Source organism: Leptolyngbya sp. PL-A3, from assembly GCF_039962325.1.
GTDB lineage: Bacteria > Cyanobacteriota > Cyanobacteriia > Elainellales > Elainellaceae > Vacuolonema.
This window is the reverse complement of record NZ_JAMPLB010000014.1, coordinates 101,441-124,380: the sequence shown is the minus strand read 5'-3', so window position 1 is coordinate 124,380 and position 22,940 is coordinate 101,441. Positions and strand designations below refer to the sequence as shown.

At 49.4% G+C, this 22,940-nt stretch carries 13 protein-coding genes; 5 read left to right on the top strand and 8 right to left on the bottom strand.

The genetic code is table 11. The features are described 5' to 3' along the window. Positions 1–75: 75 nt before the first annotated feature. Positions 76–771 (bottom strand): hypothetical protein, encoded by a 696-nt coding sequence (locus NDI52_RS13110; RefSeq protein WP_190775504.1) that lies wholly within the window; start codon positions 769–771, stop codon positions 76–78. Positions 772–926: 155 nt separating this feature from the next. Here NDI52_RS13110 and NDI52_RS13105 point away from each other — a divergent pair, with 155 nt between their 5' ends. Continuing rightward, the gene (locus NDI52_RS13105; protein ID WP_190775503.1) at positions 927–1,124 is read left to right on the top strand and encodes a hypothetical protein; all 198 of its coding nucleotides are present in this window, start codon (positions 927–929) and stop codon (positions 1,122–1,124) included. Positions 1,125–1,210: 86 nt separating this feature from the next. Here the strand turns inward: NDI52_RS13105 and NDI52_RS13100 are convergent, their stop codons facing one another. After that, positions 1,211–2,434 carry a saccharopine dehydrogenase NADP-binding domain-containing protein gene (locus NDI52_RS13100; protein ID WP_190775502.1) on the bottom strand — a complete coding sequence of 408 codons (1,224 nt, stop codon included), beginning with the start codon at positions 2,432–2,434 and terminating at the stop codon, positions 1,211–1,213. 184 nt (positions 2,435–2,618) lie between these two features. Here NDI52_RS13100 and NDI52_RS13095 point away from each other — a divergent pair, with 184 nt between their 5' ends. Genes NDI52_RS13095 through NDI52_RS13085 form a run of 3 tightly spaced genes read left to right on the top strand, consistent with a single transcriptional unit; the run spans position 2,619 to position 8,034 of the window. Next, positions 2,619–3,425 (top strand): alpha/beta hydrolase, encoded by an 807-nt coding sequence (locus NDI52_RS13095; protein WP_190775501.1) that lies wholly within the window; start codon positions 2,619–2,621, stop codon positions 3,423–3,425. Next, positions 3,410–6,082: an ATP-binding protein gene (locus NDI52_RS13090; protein ID WP_190775500.1), complete on the top strand. Its 2,673-nt coding sequence runs from the start codon at positions 3,410–3,412 to the stop codon at positions 6,080–6,082. Before NDI52_RS13095 ends, NDI52_RS13090 begins: the two co-directional genes overlap by 16 nt. Further along, positions 6,079–8,034 carry a response regulator gene (locus NDI52_RS13085; protein ID WP_190775499.1) on the top strand — a complete coding sequence of 652 codons (1,956 nt, stop codon included), beginning with the start codon at positions 6,079–6,081 and terminating at the stop codon, positions 8,032–8,034. Before NDI52_RS13090 ends, NDI52_RS13085 begins: the two co-directional genes overlap by 4 nt. A gap of 756 nt (positions 8,035–8,790) precedes the next feature. Here NDI52_RS13085 and NDI52_RS13080 read toward each other — a convergent pair. The 6 genes from NDI52_RS13080 to ptsP form a co-directional block, all read right to left on the bottom strand. After that, a complete protein-coding gene (locus NDI52_RS13080; protein ID WP_348256438.1) occupies positions 8,791–11,922 on the bottom strand; it encodes an ATP-binding protein in 3,132 nt (1,043 codons plus the stop codon). A 717-nt stretch (positions 11,923–12,639) separates the two neighbouring features. Then, complete coding sequence (locus tag NDI52_RS13075; protein WP_190775780.1) at positions 12,640–13,122, bottom strand: DUF6328 family protein; 483 nt, start codon at positions 13,120–13,122, stop codon at positions 12,640–12,642. A 603-nt stretch (positions 13,123–13,725) separates the two neighbouring features. Further along, positions 13,726–14,478 (bottom strand): alpha/beta hydrolase, encoded by a 753-nt coding sequence (locus tag NDI52_RS13070; RefSeq protein WP_190775781.1) that lies wholly within the window; start codon positions 14,476–14,478, stop codon positions 13,726–13,728. 635 nt (positions 14,479–15,113) lie between these two features. Then, complete coding sequence (locus tag NDI52_RS13065; RefSeq protein ID WP_190775782.1) at positions 15,114–16,922, bottom strand: PTS fructose-like transporter subunit IIB; 1,809 nt, start codon at positions 16,920–16,922, stop codon at positions 15,114–15,116. A 107-nt stretch (positions 16,923–17,029) separates the two neighbouring features. After that, positions 17,030–17,980 carry a 1-phosphofructokinase gene (gene pfkB, locus NDI52_RS13060; protein WP_190775783.1) on the bottom strand — a complete coding sequence of 317 codons (951 nt, stop codon included), beginning with the start codon at positions 17,978–17,980 and terminating at the stop codon, positions 17,030–17,032. Next, entirely contained in the window at positions 17,977–20,439 is a 2,463-nt protein-coding gene (ptsP, locus tag NDI52_RS13055) for a phosphoenolpyruvate--protein phosphotransferase (RefSeq protein WP_190775784.1), read from the bottom strand. The genes pfkB and ptsP overlap by 4 nt, the downstream gene beginning before the upstream one ends. Before the next feature lie 1,148 nt (positions 20,440–21,587). Between ptsP and NDI52_RS13050 the strand changes: the two genes are divergently transcribed. After that, the gene (locus NDI52_RS13050; protein WP_190775785.1) at positions 21,588–22,892 is read left to right on the top strand and encodes a WD40 repeat domain-containing protein; all 1,305 of its coding nucleotides are present in this window, start codon (positions 21,588–21,590) and stop codon (positions 22,890–22,892) included. Positions 22,893–22,940: the final 48 nt, after the last annotated feature.

Below are 22,940 nucleotides of genomic sequence, written 5' to 3'. Positions count from 1 at the left end.
TTATTTTTGCGTGCGCAAAGCGCACGCAAAAATATAGCCTTACGTAATTCTAAGCCCGTAACACTATCGAAAAGATTAGTCACCTATAACGAAAACAGCCATTATCCAGCGATGACCTTCCTGCTTAAAAATAGCTCGGTAGCCGATGGGAGAAAATGCATAACGACTGGAGACAAATCCACGATTTCCCTTGGGTGTAATAATGGGTCGCCAGCCTTCATTGGTTTCCAACAACTGTTGTTGTGCCTCAGATAGTTGTTCAAATCCCTGAGGATCAGTCTTAACCACCTCATGGGATACAACATCAACAGCAGCCTGATGGATACCAGGAGCCCGACGTACATTCACAGATTCTCCAACAATAAACACATCGGTGTAAGGATCATAACCACTCTGACCAATGGACTCTACTTCGCTGGCGGAAGAACAAATCCATTCCTGAGAATTATCGATAGCATCTCTGGGGCTACAGGGTGCATTGACAACCCGCTCCAGATGTTTCCAAAACACACTGTCAGGGTTATCAATGTCTAAGTCATCCAACGTTATATCAGGGCCAAAGCTGAGGTAAATATCAGGGGCAGCGATCGCCCGAATATCGTCAGCACGTCGCTCTTGAACGGTTTGCCTTAAGCTTTCACGAAAATTGTAGAAAGTACTACCAGGACGGGCAGCATCAACCAACCGAAACGGTCTGCGAGGATATGCCGCGACAGTACCCTTGCTGGAATGGAGTTGACCCGCTTGAGTGGTTGTAGAGGTGGAATACATAATAGAGTTTGCCGTTACAGGTGTTGTAGAGAAAGAAGAGAGAGATTGGCACATAGCCAGGACTATGACGAGCCCAGTAGCCCGTGGCAGAAGGCAGCGATACTTCAAGAACGTGACCTCTTAGTTCCAAACTTGTCTCTGAACTCACTCTAAGGTTGTCTTCGCTGGGGCACATCCCTCATGTCATTGACCTGACCGGACTATCTGATTGGGTGAATGAGCAGGTGGAACTGGGTGATGCCAGCAATTCTCAGTATGGGCATCAAAGCCAAGAGTTCACGCCCTACGGGCGTGAACTCTTGGCTTTGATGCCCGAAAACCGCGCGCCTTTGGCGCGCGGTTTTCGGGCCTGATTTCAAAATGAGAATTGCTGGGGTGATGCGCTAGCCTACTTGCAACACCCATGAGACATGCACTGCTGGACAACCGCTCTAGAAAGCTAAACGGCCCAAACGTCAAGAACCATCCCGGTCTGCCGTAACCTTTCCACCAGCACATTCCCTAACCCCGTTGCCGGAGTCAGAATACCGCCCCGGCTTTGGCCACCTGGTAATGCATCCTCTTGTAATGCCAAACTCAAAGCCGATTCACAAACAAACTTGACGGTTGCTCGGTTACCCGGATCACCCTGATCGCGGATCAATCCTCGCACTTTACGCCCATTTGTACCTGTCCCTATCAATTCGCAGGAGAACCAGCCCGTATTCATCGTTTGTTCAGACGGACCCTGGCCCGGTTTCGGAAGCAGGGGTTGGAGGAGCGATCGCACCTGCGCCTGCTGGAATACCCCCATAAAAACACCCAGCCCCGCAGTCACCCCTGTAGCCTGTAACCAGGCCAACGGCTCATTGAACTTGAAATACTCTTGATACGTGAAGTGGGGGCCATAGGGCTCTTGCCATTCTTCATATAAAGCCTGACTTCGGCGAACAATACGAGTGTTGACAGGGCCCATAAAAAAGGGAGCGACCCAGGTGTTGACCTCGGGAGCAAAGGATGGGGTTAAAGGATCACGATTACGATCAATTTCAGTCTGGGTGTGATGATGGGATGGATTGAGTAGAAATGGATCACTCAACTGTGCAAACGTGTTTGAATCCAACAGGTTAAAGGCCGATGCTAGCGTGCCACCGTTTAGCCCTCCAAATAGTTGAAAGTAAGCCTTCGCGTCTGCGCAAGCCGTGCCCAAAGACTGCTGCAGATATCGCACCATCAAGTAAGACCCCAAATCGGACGGAACAGAGTCAAAACCACAGCAGGGAATAATGCGGGTGCCATCGGCTGCGGCCTGAGCATGGTAACGATCAATCAATGTTTTGACCCAGGGAACTTCTCCCGTAATGTCGACATAATGCGTTTTGAACCGCACACAGGCGTCTACCAGTGTGTCGCCATAGAGGGCAAAAGGCCCGGCTGTCGTCAGAATTACCCGTGTCTGCGAAACAATGCGATCGATCGCCTCCTGATCCTGGCTGTCGGCCACCAACACATCTGCATCCACACCGACCTCAGCTTTAACGGCTTCGAGTTTTTGGCGGTTTCGTCCCGCGATCGCCCACCGCAACGACCCACCAGCAGCATGGCGGGCAAAGTATTGTACAGTTTGCTTACCAACAAAACCACTTGCACCGTAAAGAACAACATCATAAGGACGTTCAGCCATGGTCGGGGCTCCTGAAGAAGGGGCTATAGGGCGTCAGTTTACGCGATCGCCATTAAGTTTGGTTTGAATTCAGAGGAATGACAGACCTGCCTTCTAAGATCGATATAGGCCGTGATAAAGAAATCTGGTATTTTTTGATTTGTTTTACCCTTAACCAATAAGGACTTTGATGCAATCGTTATCTATGCCAAGCAAGGTATTTAAGCGCAATAACGTCGTAGTGCTGGGGCAGGGAGAGCAAACCATTATTTTTGCCCATGGGTTTGGCTCAGACCAAACGGCCTGGCGACATCAGGTTGAAGCCTTTCAGTCTGACTACCGCATTGTTTTATTTGATCACGTTGGGGCCGGGAAGTCTGATATGGCAGCCTATAGCCCCCACCGATATAGCTCCCTTTATAGTTACGCAGAAGATTTATTAGAGTTATGCGCTGAATTAAAGCTATCTCAAGCTATTTTGGTGGGCCATTCGGTGAGCGGGATGGTAAGCTTGCTGGCGGCTCTGGTTGATCCCAGCCGCTTCAAGCAGTTAATTTTCATGGGTGCATCCCCTCGCTATGTAAATGATGCGAACACCAGTTATATTGGTGGCTTCGAGCAGTCTGATCTGGATGCCCTGTATGAGGCCATGTCCTCTAATTACTATGCCTGGGTGAGCGGCTTTGCGCCCATCGCCATGGGCAACCCTGATCGCCCTGAACTGGCTACCGAATTTGCTAATACCTTAGCGGCTATTCGTCCCGATATCGCTCAGGCGGTATCACGGGTTATTTTTCAGTCTGACCACCGGGCAGAACTGCCGCGATTGAAAGTACCCACGACGATTCTGCAATCCAACAACGACGTCGCTGTCCCCCTTGTGGTGGGAGACTATTTGGCAAAGCACATTCCCAACTCGAAACTCATTAACATTAACGCTCAGGGGCATCTTCCTCATATTAGTGCGCCTCACGTCGTGACCCAAACTATTTCAGAATGTTTAGCCGCCTGAAGCTATTGCACGTTCATTCCTCTGGCAGCAACCCCTTACCATCATCCCATCCAGAGCAATTGCCCAGTTTTGAGCCCTTAGTGTTGGGCCTGGCCATGGCACTGTTCGGGTTACTTGTGTTAAGTGGCTGTTCTCCCCTGTTGTGGCTGGCTCCCGTCCTTTTTGGTGGGTTTACGTTACGTCCCCCATCACGGGCGATCGCCTTAACAGGAGCGCTTCTGTGGGGTTTCCTGCTACTCCTGAACTGGGACGAGGCTACGACTCGTCACCTGCTAACCCTGGCCGTCACTGTACTGTTGAGCCCGTTAACACGACGCTATTTATTGCAATGGGAATGGCAGAATGCGACCCAGACTACCCTGGCAAACTTGACCCAGGATGAAACCGCTGCCAGTCCGGAACAAGCGATCGCCTACGCCCTTACCACCCTAAAAACCTTCACCTGCTCCGATGGAGCCATTGTGCTGCGGCAGCTCGATGACGTTACGGCAGAAGCCTTGGTATCTCTTCCCGAGCATGCGCTCCCCGATCGCCTCACCACTCCAACATTATTTGCTGAAGCGATCGCCCAAAATTGCTGCGTCTACTACGAGGATTACCCCGCTACAGCTAATGCAGCGGCGGCTTTGGTGGCGCAAGGCGTGCAATCGGTAGCGGTACTTCCGCTATTGCAAGCTGAAGCTGTGCGAGGAGCCATTGTTCTATTTTGGTACGATTCCGTACAGTTCTCCCCACAATTACAACAGTTTCTAAAATCTATCCTCGGTGGGATGCGCAATTTGTTGCGCTTCCAGGATGTTACTTTGCGCCTGGACAATTTACAGGCACGGTTACGGGCCATTCTCGAAACCATTCCTCAGGGCGTCGTGTTTATTGATGAAAGTGGCGCACAGGGTTGGTTGAACCATGTAGCTGCCAAGCAATTAGGGTTACCCCACGGGGCAGCGGAGCCAATGGCGATCGCTCAGGCCATGACTGCTCTGAGGCTGAAGGCAGACAACCAGCAAGACATTGCCCGACAAGCTGCCCAATTGTTCACACAGCCCCAGGTCGAGATCCGAGATTGGCAGTGGTTTTTTAGCCAGCCTCAGTCCCAGGTCTTGAGCCTCTCCAGTACACCCATTTATCAGCGAGACATTCCCGGGCGTCTGTGGGTGATTGATGATATCACGGAGCGTTGGCAGGCCGACGTCGCAACCCAACAAGCCAAAGATATGGCAGAGGCTGCTAATCGGGCCAAAAGCGAGTTCCTGGCGAATATGAGCCATGAGCTTCGAACACCGTTGAACGGCATTCTCGGGTACGCACAAATCCTGAAAAAATCGGTCAGCCTGACGGAACAGCAAAGGAACGGCCTAGAAATTATTCATCACAGTGGTGAACATTTGTTGACATTGATTAATGACGTTCTAGATTTGTCGAAAATTGAAGCCAGGAAGATGGAATTGCATCCCCATGACTTCCATTTTTCTGCCTTTCTAGAAAACTTGGTGCAAATGTTCAAAGTTCGTGCCCGACAGGACATTGCCTTTGTGTATGAACCGATTGCACCGCTACCAACGTTTGTTCAGGCCGATGAAAAACGGCTGCGTCAGGTACTCCTGAATCTCTTGGGCAATGCCATCAAATTTACAGAGCACGGGCACGTTACCTTTCGAGTTCGACCTGTCGAGGATGACTTGCACCTGGGTCTAGCCAAGCTGCGGTTTGAGGTAGAAGATACGGGGGTTGGGATTGCGGACGAACAGCTAGACGCCATTTTTCTGCCGTTTCAGCAGGCAGGGGACAATCGACGACAAATTGAGGGAACTGGGTTGGGATTGACCATTACCCGTCAACTTGTGCAACTGATGGGCAGCGACATTCAGGTGAAAAGCCTACCGGGCAAGGGCAGTACATTCTGGTTTGATATTGTTCTCCCAGAAATGACTAACCAGGGTGGGATCTCTGCACCACCTCCACCCGCTATTGTGGGGTATGCGGGCGATCGCCGCAAAGTGCTGGTGGTCGATAACCAGTGGGAAAATCGCGCGGTTCTCGTAGGGCTGTTGAAACCGTTAGGATTTGAAATCATGGAGGCAGTGGATGGGCAAGATGGACTGAATAAGGCCTATGAGTTTCGTCCTGATGCTGTTTTAATGGATCTGGTAATGCCCATCATGGATGGGTTTGAGGCGATTCGACGGTTACGGTCGTCGCCAACACTGAAGGATATTGTGATTATCGCCGTCTCTGCCAGCACGTTAGACTTTGATCAGGAGACCAGCCGCAAGGCAGGTTGTAATGGATTTCTGCCCAAACCGGTGCGCGAAGAGGATTTGTTGCAACATCTGCAAGCCTACCTCAACCTGACATGGGTTTACCAACAAGTTGAGGAAAAGTCCCAGAAGGTAGAGAAGCCTGACGAGGCGATTGCCACAGATACTTCAGTAGCTATTTCCGGCGCGCTGGCCACTCTGCCGGCCAAGGCAGAGCTCGATACACTACTCGATTTCGCGATGCAGGGCGATTTACAGGCTATTACGGACCACATTGCCCAGCTAGAGCAGACTGACGAGCGTTGGTTGACGTTGACACACCCTCTAGCTCAGTTGGTTAAGGGCTTTGAGGAGCAGCAGATTTTAGAGTTGATTCGCCAGTATCGAGAGCAATTATGAACACTGTCAGCCCTTCGACAATTCTGATTGTTGACGATACGCCAACGAATCTGAATGTCCTGTTCGACTTCTTGCGCAATTCTGGCTTCAAGGTGTTGGTTGCCCAGAGTGGCAAGAGTGCCTTGCAGAAAGTGGAATACGCCAAACCAGACTTGATCTTGCTAGACATTCTGATGCCAGAAATGGACGGGTTTGAGACCTGTCAGATATTGAAGTCCCGACCTTCGACCCAGGAAACACCGATTATCTTCATGACGGCCCTTTCAGAAACCGTCGACAAGGTGAAGGGATTACGGTTAGGAGCCGTCGATTACATCACCAAACCCTTTCAACAGGAGGAGGTTTTGGCACGGATTCAGCTTCACCTGAACCTCCGGAACCTCACCCGCCAGATCCAGGAACAAAATGCTCAGCTTGAACAAGAAATTCAAGAACGGATTCAGGCTGAGGAGCGGGTGCGGCAACGCGAGGCACAGTTGCGGCTGCTCACCGATGCGCTGCCCGTTATGATTTCTTACATCGACCGTGAGCATAACTATCGCTTTGTCAATCGTGGCTACGAAGACTGGTTTCAATGTTCGCGAGAAGACCTTGAAAACCATCACATGCGTGATTTGATGGAAGATGAATTATATAAAGAACTTCTTCCAAAACTAGAGCTGGCACTCTCCGGTCAAACCGTTACGTTCGACAGCACCCTAACGCGTGAGGGTCATTTACATCACTTTGAGTTCGCCTATGTACCTCATTTCGACGACGATGAAGTACAGGGAACTTACGTACTGATGCAGGATGTGACGGAGCGTAAACAGCTTGAACGTCAGTTACTGCGATCGCAACGGATGGAAAGTTTAGGCACTTTAGCCAGTGGCATTGCTCATGATTTAAACAACGTATTAACTCCCATTCTTATGTCAGTTCAATTACTGGCGATGAAACATAAGGATGAACAAAGTCAGCAATGGTTAAAGTTAGTCGAACGGAATACTAAACGAGGTGCTGACTTAATACGTCAGGTGATGTCTTTTGTACGGGGTATCGAAGGCACGCATACATTGATTCAGCCTGATCAATTACTGCGCGAGATCAAGCAAATCATAGATGAAACATTTCCAAAATCCATCACAATTTCAACGCATATTATCCCCGAGCTCTGGGCGGTTTCTGGTGATTCAACTCAGCTGCATCAGGTCCTGATGAATCTCTGTGTGAATGCACGGGATGCCATGCCTCAGGGTGGGCAACTCAAGCTTGGTGTAGAAAATCTAGAGATTGACCCAGCATTTGTCCACATTCATCCAGAAGCTAAAGTCGGTAGCTATGTCCTGATCTCCGTTGCAGATACAGGTGTAGGTATTCCCCCTGACGTTATTGATCGTATTTTTGACCCCTTCTTCACCACCAAGGAATTCGGGCAGGGTACTGGGTTAGGCTTATCAACGGTGCTGGGTATTGTCAAAAGTCATGGTGGTTTTATCACGGTTTCCAGCAAACCTGATGTGGGTACACAGTTTAATGTGTATTTACCCGCGATCGCCCCAGCAGTACCGCTTCCGTCCGAAGATAATGAACTGCCCATCGGGCATGGCGAAACTGTTTTAATCGTGGACGACGAAGCCGCCATTCGCGAGATCGCAAAACACTCCCTAGAGGCCTTTGGCTATCAAACCTTAACAGCAAATGATGGGCTTGAAGCCATTTCCATTTATGTGCAACATCCTCAAAAAATCGATCTGGTGATCGTCGATATGATGATGCCCTCTATGGATGGGTCTCTAGCTATTCGGGCGTTAAAGGAGATCAATCCTGACGTGCGGATTGTAGCCATAAGCGGTTTAATTACCAGTGAAACATGCAGCAATCTAACAGATACTGACGTTCTTGCCTTTCTACCCAAACCTTTCACCACTAAAGATTTGCTAACCACCCTCAGCAAGATTGTAAAACGTTGAACAGGAGTGGCAACAAGAAACTCTTCGCAGATTTTTGCCTTGTAGAGGTAGTTTTATTTTTATCTCATACTAAATATAACGTCAGTTCGGGATAAGCCGAACCGCCCATTATTGCGTGCGCGACGCGCACGCAATAATGGGCTTTTTCGAGTGCCGCGCGAAGCGCGGCACTCGAAAAAGCCCTTAACCCGAACTGAGGTTAAATATAGCGGCGGGTAACCGCGTTAAGTACAAAAATGGTGGTGTAGGGAGCAAAGAGGCCTACACCACCGTGCGGAACCAACATGCAAAGCGCCATAAACGGCTTAAAATTTCTTGTGATTCGATTTGCTACAGGGAAACAAAATATCTGCAATTTTGACTCCAGTGAAAATAAGCAAGCCGACCACTACAATGCTGACGTAGATCGGTACAACAAAAACCATAAGATAAGTTCTCCGCTGAAATCAAAACAGCCGATATCCACGTTTTTATAGCACTTTGACGTTGACGAAGTATGGGAATGTGGGAGGTGAGCAACCGCACTACTGTTGATTTATGCTATATATATGGCAGCTTTTTTAACTTAGCGAATAGATATGACAATGCTATGAACCTAGTATTGCGATCGCCCGTTTTCATGGGGTAGCAGGAGAAAACATATACAAGGGTCAGAAGATAAAACTACTTCTAAATTCCAGATTTTGTTTTAGGTGCTTCGCCCTCACACAAAATCTGGGTTTTAGAGGTTTTACCCTGTACTGGTACCACAATCTGTCAGCTCTCAACCCTTGCGCATAATGCCAGAATTGCTTGAACTAACGCTTCGGGCTCCACAGGTTTTGCTAGATGCTTCTGAAAGCCAGCGGCGATCGCCTGTTGATAATTCAACTCTCCTGCATAAGCTGTGAGGGCGATCGCTGGAATAGCTCCGCCCTGCTGGGAAGGCAAGGCACGAACATGCTTAATAAACATATAACCATCCATTTCGGGCATGCCAATGTCGCTTAATAGCACATCGGGTTTGTGCCGAACAAGGGTTTGTAAAGCGTCTTTCGCCGTCGCCGCTGCCATCACAGTAGCCCCAGCCTGTTCTAGCACAAACAGGAAAAAGTCACGGGTGTCCTGTTCATCATCCAGCAGCAGGATTCGTAAGCCTTTTAATGGAGTATGAAGGCTGGGGGACATCGGCGTTGCATCCTGAGTTGGGCTCCTGCCCCCTTTTTGTAGAGCCTCTTGCAGGATCGGTAACCTGACGACAAACGTGGCACCCTTTCCATCACCCAGGCTCATGGCTGCGATGGTGCCTCCATGCAGTTCAACAATGTGCCGGGCGATCGCCAATCCTAACCCTAACCCCCCAAACCTCCGGGTTGTTGCACCATCTGCCTGCCGAAAGGTATCAAATACATAGGGCAAAAACTCAGGATCAATCCCCTGTCCTGTATCGGTTACCTGGATTTGGGCGTAATGGGGCATGGCGAATGGGGAATAAGCAGAAACCGTATCTTCTAATAGTTTCCCAGGCCCCATGACCTTCTCTAACTTCACATCAATCTGCCCTCCCACCGGAGTAAACTTGACCGCGTTAGAGAGTAGGTTCCACGCTACTTGTTGTAACCGGCCAGAATCCCCAGAAACTTTGCCTATATCCGATTCAACATCAATATGAATTTGAACCGATTTAGTATTTGCAGCCAGGCGAATGGTTTCTACGGCTGCATGGATAATGTTCGCCAAGTCAAGGGGCTGACTATCCAACCGCAGTTTGCCCTGAAGAATGCGTGAGACATCAAGTAAATCTTCAATCAATTGGGTTTGTAGCTGAGCATTGCGTTCAATCGTTTCCAGGGCACGGGCTGTGGTAGCTGCATCGTATTGGCGCGATCGCAGCATCTTCGACCAGCCCAGAATTGGATTGAGGGGTGTTCGCAGCTCGTGGGAGAGAACCGCCAGAAACTCATCTTTAATCCGATTGGCGGCTTCTGCATCGGCACGTGCGGCCTGTTCGGCAGCAAGGCTACGGGCTAGAGCAAGCTGAGCCTGGCGCTGTTCTGTTACATCCCGGATTGTTACAACCACCAGAATAATTTGTCCTTGCTTATCGCGAACAGGCGTGCCGTTATAGCTACCAAACCAAATTTTGCCAGTATCCCGACGATGAATCTGGGCCTCGTAATTAGAAACGGTTTCACCCTTCAAAGCTCTGGCAACCGGCCATTGTTCTACGGGAACAAAGTTACCCTGCAAATCCCACACTTCAAAGGTGTCTGGGAACTCGTGAAGATGTCGCTGTATTTGCTCCATGGTATCGTACTCATGCAAGGCAAGCGCTACCGGATTGCACGCCAGCAGATTGCCCTGGGGATCTGTAATGATTAATCCCTCTCGCATGTTGTTGATGACCGCTTCAAGCTTGTCCAGGCTCGTTCCGAGTTCATGAAGTAACTGTTCACGCTCGGCCTCTGATTTCTTGCGATCGCTAATATCCAAAAATGCTGCGACCGATCCTCGAACAACACCCTCATCATTCAATAATGGCTTAGCATAACCAAACAAATTAAATATACGACCGTCTCCCCGAACAATATCAACTTCCGTTCCTTTAATTTCTGTTTTGTGAATGGCAGCATAGCGTAAGGGAAATTCATCCGGAGTGAGCTCTTGCCCCTCTCTTACAAGCTTGTAAGTAGGAGGCGATGTTGTGTCTGGCGTATAAGAAACATTGGCATCTGGGGTAAGCCCCAAAATTTGAGCAAATGCCGGGTTGGATTTTACTTGTTTAAATTCGGAATCGGAGGCGATTAAGACGCCAATGGGAATGACTTCAAACAGTGTTTGCAAATCTTGGTTGAGTGCGGCGATCGCCTGTTCCCGCGCTTCAATGGCAGTCGCCATCTCATCAAAGGCTCGGGCCAGTTGTCCTAACTCCCCAGAGTCATAGGGCAGTTCCGTCCGGGCACCCAACTCGCCTCCCTGAAGCCGTTGAGTTGTACGGACAAGAGACTTGACCTTACGGGTAAAGAAGACATCACCCCCAAACCAGGCAGCGGTTAGGGCTAAAACGGTTACACATCCTAACCCCAGCAGATTTTGTCTTAAAAGCTGATTTCCTTTTGCAAAAGCAACCCTTTTAGGAACTCCAATACGAATATGAATACTTTGGTCGACAGAGCTATTGCCCAAGGTCGTAAAAGCATAAAGCCGCTCAACCCCATCTAAACCCAATGCTTCGGTTGTTCCCTCTTTTTGACTTAACACGACTTTCGTCATAGGAGAATTTGGCACGGATTTCCCGATCCAACGTTCTGAATCTGGATAACGAACCAAAACGGTGCCGTTGCGATCAGCTATGGTTACAACCGCTCCCTCAGGCAGCTCCATCTCAGTGACCAGTTGTTCCAACCACGACAGTTCCAGAGCCGCTAGCACGATTGCCTTCAGCTCACCAGCTTCATCGAGAATGGGATAAGCAAAATTGAGCGTCGCCTTCCCCGTGACGCGGCCAACTTGATATTCTCCAATGGTAAAATCACGGGTTTGCCGGGCAATGCGAAAGTACGCGCGATCGCTCACGTTGATGGATTCTGTCGCTTCAGGGGCGCTACACATGACGTTGCCTGCCGCATCGACCACACCCAACCCGGCATAAGCCTGGTATTCTGGCAGCAAGTTTGTCAGTAATTGATTACAGGCTTCTACATTCCCATTGCGGATTTCAGGCATTTGGGAAAGGGCAATCAGCAATTGACGCGCCCCTTCACTGGTTTGGCGTTGATTCGCTGCTGCAAACCGGGTTAATCGCAATAGATTCTCCTGCACCTCAGCCACTGCACTCCGTCGTTGCGCTGCGGCAGTATGCAAAATGAGCCCCAAGGCCGGAATAACCGCCAGGAGAACAAGCAACATTAAGCGAGTACGGAGACTAGAGAACCCGGGAGAACGGAACCAGGAGAGCATTATTGTTACGCCTTTTCTCCGCTTTATGGAACAAAGCTGCCCAATCATAATGCTGAAAAGCCAGCTTTAAGCTATAGCTATATTCACATCTTTTACCCCATCACAGCCGAGTCTAGAATCTTGAATTTTGCCTTTGATATAACAAAATTTAAGATTACAGACTTAGGTAATGCTCTAGACATGTAGATAGGGCGTGGTAAAAGGGGCACGAAGTCTCCCTTTCACCACACTCCATCTACATGTTGAAACCTGGTCAGACTAACCACAAGCAAATTCATTGACACTAAAAATAGAGAAGAAAATAGAGCCAAAACGAAGGCGAAAACAGATTACAAAATCCATCTAAAGATAGATCTATTTTATCTGCGTTTTCACCTATGCAAATTCAACACTAACGTCCTCATTTTTCTACGGCTCTGTGTTAGAAAAAGAAAAGTATTTGTTCTAGGCATAAGATAAGAGTCTACTCACATCTTAGGAGATTTCCAGCAATGAAATTACCCCCCAGGATGTTGGTGTTTTGCCCGCTTCGCGGCCAAAACACCAACATCCTGGGTAAATTCTTATGCAGAAACCTCCTTATGCCTAAAACAAAACCAGAGGGGTAGTTTCTGTCGCTTCGCCATAGAAACTACCCCTCTAGATTCTGATGTAGAACCGGAGTATTTAGAATCTGACTTTCCTCTGCAAAGGAATTATCCACCAGATAATACAAATCAATGCCGCTATGATGGCAGTACCAATGTGGGCCCATCTACCTCCTACTACTTCACTTAGAACCAATTGAGTAGTTGAGATTAAAGCAGTGGAGAGCGCAATTGTTCCAGCAATAATAATGCGAGTTGACATGCGTTTAAATTTTACGCGATGCCTTAATGGCCGTTCAACTCGGTGTTGTGCAGCTGGGGCACTAAAGCAAATCAGGCTAGTAATGGCAGAAATAAAAGCAACAATATAAACCCATTTCTCAACAGGAGCGATCTTTACAAATCCCTCGCTAAAGGGTAGAAGAACAAGAAACCCAGCTAATATTTGACTCCCCTGTTGCAGAACCCGAAGTTCCTGCAACATTTCATTTAAGCTTCTTGGATCATGATCACTGCTATTGAGCGTTTCTTGAGAAGTAACTGACATATCTTGCTTTTGCATGAGTTAATATGATAAGTCATGAAACTGAAAAGGTAGGAAATTCTACCCATCCTAGATGCTTAAATTAAGGATAAATTAAAAGGTACGCTAACGTCTCTATAAAGCGGAGTCTAAAGCTAAAAATCATTCTTTAGACAGAAACGAGCGTCCCTAATATTGTATTTCGCGGCGAATTAGAATTCTAATTTTTAATAGCGTAACCCTTGAAAAAAACTTGAGTTTTGGATTGGCAGAAGCAACACATATTTTGTTCAAAAAATATTAATTGTGCTTGCCCTTTATAGGAGCTCCTCCACCAACAAAATCTACCTTCTGAGGTGGGCGAGATACCCATCCCACAAAGCTTTTAGGGTAGAGAGGTACAGAGATAGATGTGGGACACTGCCCTATATCCACCTCTCTACCTTGAAGGGCTGCAAGTAAGTTTAAAATCACCGATTAAACAACCTGTAATTGTTTTTGAGAGAGGGGTGGCAAAGTCGTTCTTTCTTCAAAAACAATTACAGGCTATTTAATATACGATATTTGACTGTAATAAAGAGCGATGGGATATTTTGCGCACAAATCCTTATTACGGTCATTCAATGAGATGCTGTTATCTTGTCATATTGAATTGATGAACGCTTCTTTCACATGGAGAGACTCTGACATGGAAGCTGTCCGCCAAAATTTAGTAATCTGTTCACTTACTTGTTGTGGATAGAAGTAGTGAAAAAAGTAGCGACCACCTGGACACATCCAAAGGTGCGAAGCTGGATGCTCAAAATGATGCTGCCATTTCTGTAATTGATTTAAGCCAATAATCCCATCATCTACACTACCGCAAACCAGTAGGGGAACGGACACTGTAATAGGTAGTAAGTTTGTAGTACGAAATAAGTTATGGGGAGAGAGCGAAGAATACAAATCTTGCTCCAGCACTTTGACGAAAGATTCAATGGTGTCCTTTGAGGGGCAGCGCAACAGGCTATACACCATCTGGCGCAGAACCGTCTGCTGAGCACAAGGAAGCAACCGGCGCTGGGCGTAATAGTGGGCTTGCCAGTCGACTGCAGGGTGAGCCCCAACGGAAAGAAGCGTGAGCGATCGCACCCGTTCAGGATGCCTTTGGGCATAGAGTAACCCTAACAGTCCACTGATACCATGACCCAATAAATGAATGGGACGATCTCGCGACTTGAGATAGTCATGCAATAACACCAATGCTATTGCGAAGGAGGTGGGCTCATCGGGCGTCTGTTGATACTCCCACTGGGCCAGGGAAGTAGCCCGGGAGAGGCATCTGAGCAATGGGCGATCGAAGCCCTGCAAGGATGGACTAACGTTGAGCCAGAGGGCATCAGAAGAATGAGGCATTGCGAAATTCCTTAGCATTGCTGTTCAAGCAGTCTTTTAATGGTCAGGTCGGTGAGAAGCGTGTAGCTAGCGAGAACTAGGGTGTACTTTTGAGCTGCCTGAAAGAGCCGTCCTTAACCGTTGAATTGTTGTACATCTGCATAGTGGCCTTACAAGTCAAGAACCTCACTTATTGAGAATATAAATCAATAAGCTCACAAAACCTAGATTAAAATCTTTCGCAGTAATATGAGGTTAAGTATTGTTAACAGAATTTAAGAGCGAACTGGACGTTGTAGAGACAGAAGACTTATTATGTAAGGTTTAAAAGTTTGACAAGTCTACTGCTTTCAAGGCATTTGAATGTTCTAAGTCTATATGAAATAAGTTTTTTGCTAGCCGAACCCATTCCTACCTTATCCGGTTTGACATGGGTAACGAACCTAGAAGATGGATCAATTTACCAGAGCTTATTAGTACTAGATCTCAATAAGACTGCATATCCTCACAACATAGCTTCTATTGTGCGGGCGATCGCACTACACACCCTGTTCCCAACTCTCCCAACAAAAATGGCGAGTGTGATGCCCTTAGGCCACACTCGCCATTTTTGCGAGTTTTGATGCTGAATGTTTGCAAGCATTCAGCATCAATTCTTAGACTGGTTCAGCTTCTTGAGTTTGAGATTGATCCACAGGGCGACGTTTGAATTGTGTGACTGCGATCGTTGTAATAAAGGTGCCAACGGCGATCGCCGCAATGTACAAACCAATATTCCCAACGGCATTGGGGATAGCCAGAACAAAGATGCCACCATGGGGCGCTCGTAAGGTGCAATTGAACAGCATGGACAATCCCCCTGTTACAGCAGAACCGAGAATACAAGCGGGTAGAACGCGTATGGGGTCATTGGCTGCAAAAGGAATTGCACCTTCTGTAATAAAAGAAATGCCCAATACAGAAGCAACTTTTCCGGCCTGTTGTTCTGCCAGCGTAAACTTACGCTTCGCTATAAATGTGGCTAGAGCCAGACCCAGGGGTGGCGTCATACCCGCGGCCATCACAGCCGCCATCGGGGCATAGATGTTGCTGGAGAGTAACCCAACTGCAAAGGTGTATGCGGCCTTGTTGACAGGGCCACCCATATCTACCGCCATCATCGCACCAAGGATCAGTCCCAACAACACCGCGTTGGTGCTACCCATACCTTGCAGAAATGAAGTTAACCCATCCATGATGGCGCGTACGGGACCGCCAAACACATAGACCAGCAATAAACCCACCACGAGAGTTGCCAGTAACGGAATTACCAGCACCGGCTTCAAGCCCTCAAAGTTCGTCGGCAAGTTAATCTTATCGCGCACAAATAGGGCGACATATCCGGCTAAAAATCCGGCTAAAATGCCGCCGAGAAAACCCATACCCAGGTTGGCCGCCAGCATCCCACCGATCAGGCCAGGAGCCAGACCAGGACGATCGGCAATGGAGAAAGCAATATAACCTGACAGGACGGGAACAATCAGTGCAAAAGCAGATTTTCCGCCAATTTGCATTAAGGCATCACCAAACGTACCCTCCGGTGGATTAATGCCAAACACGAAAGACAGGGCAATGATCAAACCCCCTGCTACGATAACGGGCAACATGAAGGATACACCCGTTAGCAGGTGCTTATAGGGACCAAGGCGTTTCTGCGATCGCTCCGCCTTAATCCGCTGCACCGAGTCTAAATAGGCTTGCCCACCACCCTGGGGAGCGGGAGCGGCGAGAGCAGCCCGGACGACCTCAGAGCCATCGTGAATCGCAGCCTTTGTGGAAGTTTCATACACTCGCTTACCGTCAAAGCGGGACAAATCCACATGGGTATCGGCCGCGATGACCACTGCATCGGCTCGTGCAATTTCGTCTTCCGTCAAGGCCGTTTTTGCCCCAACAGACCCCTGGGTTTCGACCCGCATCTCATGACCCAGTTTGGCAGCTCCTTGCTTCAACGCTTCAGCGGCCATAAAGGTATGCGCAATGCCCGTGGGACAGGAAGTAATCCCCACTAAGAATTTAGAACCCGTTGTAGGCGTTGTTGCGGCAAGAGCCGCCGTCGCTTCTGTTGGTTCATCCGGCATGGGGTCATGGGGATGGGGCGTCGTTTTAAGCCGCGAAAGATCAGGAGCCGACTGTAGCAGGGTGACTGCATTCTGAATCACCATCTCTGTATTGCGAATCGCCTCACTACTCGACACTGCATAGATCGGCTTGCCTGCGAAGCGCTCCCGATCAAACTGGTGATCGGTACCGACAATTACCAGATCTGCCGCCTGAATATCGTCGTTAGACAGCGATGCTACACCCGGATCTTCCGCTTTTAGTTGATGCCCTAACGCTTGAGCCGTACTCTTTAGGGCTTCCGCCGCTAAATGGTTGTGCGCATCTCCCGCTGCACTGTTAGTTACCGCAACAATTTTTGTCATTCGATCTATCCTGATTTACACAAAAGTGAATAACTAAAGAATGAAATTGTGAATGCAAATACTCAAAGGAAAACCTTTCTTCTCTCCGTTGCCTGCCCTCTGACGTCCTAATCCAGATGCCGCAATGTGACGCGATCGCCATACTCTGCAATCGTCGCCATCGGTGGCAGCCGGGGACCAATCTGCGTGAGCGCCCCCATCGCAAATGCTGTTCCCAGGCGGGCGCAGGCATCTAAGGGCTTCCCCTGAATGTGAGCCGCTACAGTCCCCGCGACCATCGCATCTCCGGCTCCCACCGTACTTTTCACATCGACCGATGGCGGTTGCGCGTGAATGGCATTATCCGCATCCACAAACAACGCGCCATCCGCTCCAAGCGACACGACCACCCAACGAATACCCTGCTGCACCAGAGAACGGGCTGCTTCAACAAGGCGAGCTTCAGTATCGAGGGATTGCCCCAACACCTCCTGCAACTCCAGTTGATTGGGTTTGATGAAATCGGGAGCGGCGGCGATCGCCTGCTGCAACGGGGGGCCACTGGTATCGAGAACGACGTGTTTTCCAGCTTGCTTAAGGCGGGTCGTCATCTCTTGGTAAATACTGGGCGGCACTCCAGCCGGTATGCTCCCCGATAGGATGAACCACTCATGGCGAGCCGCTAACTGCTCAAACACCTGGTCTAATTGTTTTAGGTCGTCCTCGACAGGAGATTGGCCGGGAAAGTTGATATCCGTCACCTGTTGCTGGGCTTCGTCCACAATTTTGACGTTGACGCGGGTGTTGCCAGCGATGCGAACAAAGTGATTGGCGATCGCCTTTTGCTGAAACAGCGCTTCAAACCGCTCTGGATTCTCGCGGCCCAACAATCCGGTCACGCTAACGGCATAACCGTAATCCGCTAGAAAGGAGGCGACATTGACCCCTTTTCCTCCAGCATCCGTTTGTTCCCAAGCCACTCGGTTCACCGCATTGGGGGTGAAATTGGGAATAGCCGCTGTCTGGTCAACAGCCGGGTTTAGCGTTACGGTGACGATGCCCGGCGATGGAGTAGTCATAGACTGCGAACCTCCTCCGCGGTCTGGCAACGCAGCGATCGTTGAGCCAGTTTTTGCATGCGCGTCAGAGGCAGACTACGAATGCGCGCTTTCACCGCCGGAATGCTGGCAATACTCATGCTGAGTTCCGACACCCCTAGCCCCGTGAGAATGGCTGCACCGAGCGGATCTCCCGCAATACCGCCGCAGACACCAACCCACTTACCCTCAGATTCGGCGGCTTCGACGGTCTGGGCGATCGCTCGCAATACCGCTGGGTGCAACCCGTCTGCCTGCTTGGCCAGAGCCGGATGCCCCCGATCCATGGCCAACAGGTATTGCGTCAGATCGTTGGTACCTACTGAGAAGAAATCGACTTCCCGGGCAAACTCCCTGGCCATTAGAACAACGGATGGCACCTCCACCATCATCCCAACTTCTAAAGGCGGTGCATTAAGGCTGCGCCGTACAGACTCCAAAATCGCCTTGGCAGCTCGTAGCTCCTCTAAGGTTGCCACCATAGGAAACATGATGCGGAGGTAACCCGACGAGGCTGCTTGCAGAATGGCACGCAGCTGCGTCTCAAATAGCTCCCGCTGAGTCAGACACAGGCGAATGCCTCGTACTCCCAAAAATGGGTTCTCTTCTGCGGGCAGATTTAGATAGGGAATTTCCTTATCACCACCAATGTCCAATGTCCGCACAATCAGGGGCAAGCCGTTCAAACTTTGGGCCATGCGCTGATAAGCGGCGCTCTGTTCTGCTTGGGTGGGCGGCTCTGTGCGGTTTAGGAACAGAAATTCGGTACGCAGGAGGCCTACTCCTTCACCCCCCGCTAGAATCGCTTGCTCGGCCTCCTCCGGTGCCCCAATGTTGGCAACTACCTCGACTCGATGACCATCTGGGGTCAAGGCAGGTTGGAAGCGTGATTGCCATTCCACATCCCGCAACGCCAGGTGCTCCTGCTGAGCCTGGGCTGCAACGACCAAATCGGCTTCGGAGGGTTGGGCGTAAAGAACACCGCGATCGCCATCCAGCACTGCCACCCCACCCACAGGCAGGGAGAGTACAGTCTCTCCAGCACCTACCACAGCAGGAATGTTGAGCGATCGCGCCATAATCGCGGCATGGGATGTCGCCCCACCCCGAGCCGTACAGAAGCCTTGAATCCGGGCCGGATCAAAACTTGCCGTGTCTGAGGGGGTCAGATCGTTCGCCACTAAAATCACAGGCGTGTCGGGCAATTGCACAGTCTCATCAACGCGCTCTGCCAGGTGCCGCAGCACTCGTTGACCAACATCGCGCACATCTGTCGCTCGCTCTGCCAGCAGCCGATCGCTCAGTCCTTCTAATGTCTTCGCTCGCGCCTCAGTTTCCTGTTGCCAGACTGAGGCTGCAGTTTGCCCAGAGGCTAAGCGAGCGGTGGTCGCTTGCAACAACTCAGGGTCATCCAAGAATTCCTGATGTGCTTGAAAGATGGCAGCTTTTCCGGCACCGGCTCGTTGTTTTACCGTGTCATATAAATCGGATAGTTCTGCTTTAGCCGTCGCGATCGCGGCCAACAACTTCCGCAGCTCTGCTTCGGGGCTTTCGGCCGTTTCAGAGAAGATGAGGCGGCTGCGTTCATAGCGGTGTAGGGGAGCGATCGCAATTCCCGGTGAAGCAGACACTCCATTGATGCTAGGTGAACTCAGGTTAAGGGCTGGTAACTCAATAACGGGGGTTGTTGGCTCCTCATCGGTTTCCTCTAATCCCTCTTCAACAGCAACTTGCAACGCTTTCAGGGCGGCGGCAGCATCCCTTCCTCGGGCCATCAAGCGAATTGTGCTACCAGACTCTACCCCCAGCTTTAGGAGGGACATTAAGCTTTTGCCATTGGCCGTGCGATCGCCACACCGCACCTGAATGTCTGCATCAAAGGCTTTAGCTCGTTCTACAAATGCCGTCGCCGGGCGGGCATGTAGTCCTGATTTGCCTCGAATAACTAAATCAACGCCCTGCTCAAACTCTACATCCTGCTGATGACCATTAGACGAGCCTGCAGTCTCGGTCGTGGAGCGGGTTAACCGTTCGATGATTTCGCTGGGGTCATTGGTGTGAACTAATCTTTGTACCGCAGCCGGGTCATCTAACACATGAGTCAGGTTTGTGAGAATTTGTAAGTGCTCATCCGAGCGGGCTGCAATGCCTACAACCAGATGCACTCGTTCCCCGGGATTCCACTCCACTCCATCCGGAATCTGCGTCACCGAAATCCCTGTTTTGCGAATCCAATCTCGGTCTTGAGGCTGCCCGTGAGGAATGGCGATGCCATTACCTAAATAGGTGTTCGCTTGCTCCTCTCGCCGCAGCATACTATCGACATAACCGGGTTCTACAAAACCGCTATCAACCAGCAATTTTCCCGCTTGTTGAATTGCCTCTCGCTTGTTGCCAGGTCGAGCTTTCAGACAAACATTTTCCAGCCCTAAATTAATCATTCACACAATCCTTCAACAGCTTAAAAATTTAATGCTTAAAAACTCTCCCCCAACAGGGGGTGGCAAAAACTCATATTGCTGTACACAGGCGATGCGCAATGCCTGTTGTACAAAAGCCTCCAAAGAGAACGCAAGCCAAACAACCACGGTGTAGCTTCAGCCCTAACTTTCTTGATTATGAAAGTAGAAACTACTAAATTGAAGGCCACTTCAAAAAACGATAGGTTTTATCCTTCAAAGCAATGTTTTATTACATTAAGGCTGTCTAAAACCACCCTAAAGTAGGATGAAAATTCTTAGTTAATAAAATGTCTAATACTTAAGATAAAGTCGCTAATTTTAGCGCAAAACAGACAGGTTTGCTTCTGTTCAATACCTTCACTGAACTCCCAGTTGCCTTACTAAGGATTACAAACAAAATAGCCTGTAATTCTTTTTGTGGGAGGGGCAGCGAAGCCGCCCCTCCCACAAAAAGAATTACAGGCTATTTAATACACGATACTAAGCATTGAACTACCTAGCGGTAGGTAGGATTAAATATGAAGCCCCAAAAAGCTATGCTGTGTGCTTCGCAAACGGCACAGCCTGCTGAATAGAGTTAGGCTGTTAACTAGCCCTAGACCTGTTTTAGTAGGTGCCTGGGTGCCATTATCCGGGATGTAGTAGAACTTGCCAAAATTGCAAATGAGATTGCGATTCGAAATCCGGTTCTCGTATTGGTTGTTAAAGAAATTAGGAGTTAAAGACGACAAGAAGCAGAAATCCGTAATAATTCCGTTAAAATTTGATCAAGCAAGATTGAGTGGTACAATCTATTAAATTATTGATGAGCTCGGCTTGGTAATCTTATTTTTGAAGGTGCATTTTGGCGAAGCTTCAAAGTTTAGCGATCGCTAAATTTGCACCACCTTTAAATCTGTGTTTTCTCTTCACTATGCAGGTTTAAAGTGTCTGTAGCGTCCGAAAGCACAAAGATTACATCAAGCGAAAGCACAAAGATTACATCAAGTACTGTAGCCTCAATGTGAGATAAGTTCCACTGCCCATTTTGGTGTGTGCAGAGTACATCAGAATGGCTGTTTCGAAGGTAGTACAAAGCGCGTTACTCGAAGTTCTTAACCCAAATTCAAGCCACCGTACTTTCAGTGATGAAAGGCGTTGGTGCAGAAAATGAGAAATTAAATGTCCGTTTTATCCAGGCTACTTTACCGATAACTGCAAAGGGCTATCCTCCAATTTGGGGTACGGTTGGGTCAATTCATTCCATTGCAGACTACTGGATTATTTCCATGCTCTCTAGAAGGTTCTACTCCCCCAAACCTGGACAAATTGCACTGACCTTAGCCACGATTTTAGGCCTGTCCTATGGGACAAATCAGGCGATCGCCTCCGCATCTACTCCATCTCCAACACCGTCTCATTCATCTCTTCTCATTAGCCAAGCAACAAATACCCAAGCTGATCCAAGCTGGGCAGAAGGGACAAGCTCTGTCATCACCTACACTCAAACCCAGGGAGGCCACGATCGCCCAGTTCGCGCGGTTGCCTTTAGCCCTGATCGGCAGTTTCTGGTAACCTCAGGGGGCGATCGCACGATTAAGGTATGGGATACTCGTAACCTCAGAAATGATCCTGGAAACCCCGCACGTGTGCAAAATATTGTCGTGAATGCGGGCGATCGTGAGATTGTGTCCCTTGCCTTTAGCCCCGATGGTAGCCTTCTAGCCAGTGGTAGTTTGAATGGAACCGTGCGGTTATGGAACTGGCGCACAGGGCAATTGGTTCACACCTTATCAGGCCACTCGGATATTGCAAACTCGCTCAGTTTCACACCCGATGGACAAACCCTGGCAAGTGGTAGTGGTGATAACACGATTCGCTTCTGGGATGTCAACACGGGTGATCAGAAATACCTGCTTACAACTGGACAGGCGGTTAACAAAATTGCCTTTAGTCCTGATGGTGCCACGTTAGCTGTCACCGGAGCCGACAGAATGGGGTCTCTATGGGAGTGGCAGGAGGAAGAGGAGCCAATTCTTACCTCTCGGGTCTATGCTCGCTCGATTCAAACCCTGGCCTTTAGCCCCGATGGGCAACTATTAGCCTTTAGCCCAGATATGCAAAGTCCTGCGGGCCCCGTACCGGAGGGTAACCGTGAAGACTACAACACAATTCACCTGCTGGATGCGGAAGACTTCAGCGAGGTTGGTGAACCCTTGCGGGGCCACAGCGACTACATTACAGGATTGACCTTCAGCCCCAGCGGGCACCTGATAGCGAGTGCAAGTCTGGATGGCACCGTTCGGCTTTGGGACATCGAGCAGCAGCGGCTTGTCCGAACATTCCAGGGCAACACGAGTGCTGTGCTAAGCGTTGCATTTCGGCCCGATGGACGAGCTCTGGCCATCGGCAGACGAGATGGCAGCGTGAGTATATTTCTTTCACGTGAATAGGATTCTAAGCGCTTTGCTAGGAGACGTGTTTTTCGTGCGCGTTGCGCA

Excerpts from the sequence above, each read along its gene's own strand:
- NDI52_RS13050 (WP_190775785.1), top strand. The coding sequence starts at position 21,588 with ATGAAAGGCGTTGGTGCAGAAAATGAGAAATTAAATGTCCGTTTTATC.
- NDI52_RS13080 (WP_348256438.1), bottom strand. The coding sequence starts at position 11,922 with ATGTTGCTTGTTCTCCTGGCGGTTATTCCGGCCTTGGGGCTCATTTTG.
- NDI52_RS13095 (WP_190775501.1), top strand. The coding sequence starts at position 2,619 with ATGCCAAGCAAGGTATTTAAGCGCAATAACGTCGTAGTGCTGGGGCAG.
- ptsP (WP_190775784.1), bottom strand. The coding sequence starts at position 20,439 with ATGATTAATTTAGGGCTGGAAAATGTTTGTCTGAAAGCTCGACCTGGC.
- NDI52_RS13085 (WP_190775499.1), top strand. The coding sequence starts at position 6,079 with ATGAACACTGTCAGCCCTTCGACAATTCTGATTGTTGACGATACGCCA.
- NDI52_RS13090 (WP_190775500.1), top strand. The coding sequence starts at position 3,410 with ATGTTTAGCCGCCTGAAGCTATTGCACGTTCATTCCTCTGGCAGCAAC.
- NDI52_RS13075 (WP_190775780.1), bottom strand. The coding sequence starts at position 13,122 with ATGCAAAAGCAAGATATGTCAGTTACTTCTCAAGAAACGCTCAATAGC.
- NDI52_RS13110 (WP_190775504.1), bottom strand. The coding sequence starts at position 771 with ATGTATTCCACCTCTACAACCACTCAAGCGGGTCAACTCCATTCCAGC.
- NDI52_RS13100 (WP_190775502.1), bottom strand. The coding sequence starts at position 2,434 with ATGGCTGAACGTCCTTATGATGTTGTTCTTTACGGTGCAAGTGGTTTT.
- pfkB (WP_190775783.1), bottom strand. The coding sequence starts at position 17,980 with ATGACTACTCCATCGCCGGGCATCGTCACCGTAACGCTAAACCCGGCT.
- NDI52_RS13070 (WP_190775781.1), bottom strand. The coding sequence starts at position 14,478 with ATGCCTCATTCTTCTGATGCCCTCTGGCTCAACGTTAGTCCATCCTTG.
- NDI52_RS13065 (WP_190775782.1), bottom strand. The coding sequence starts at position 16,922 with ATGACAAAAATTGTTGCGGTAACTAACAGTGCAGCGGGAGATGCGCAC.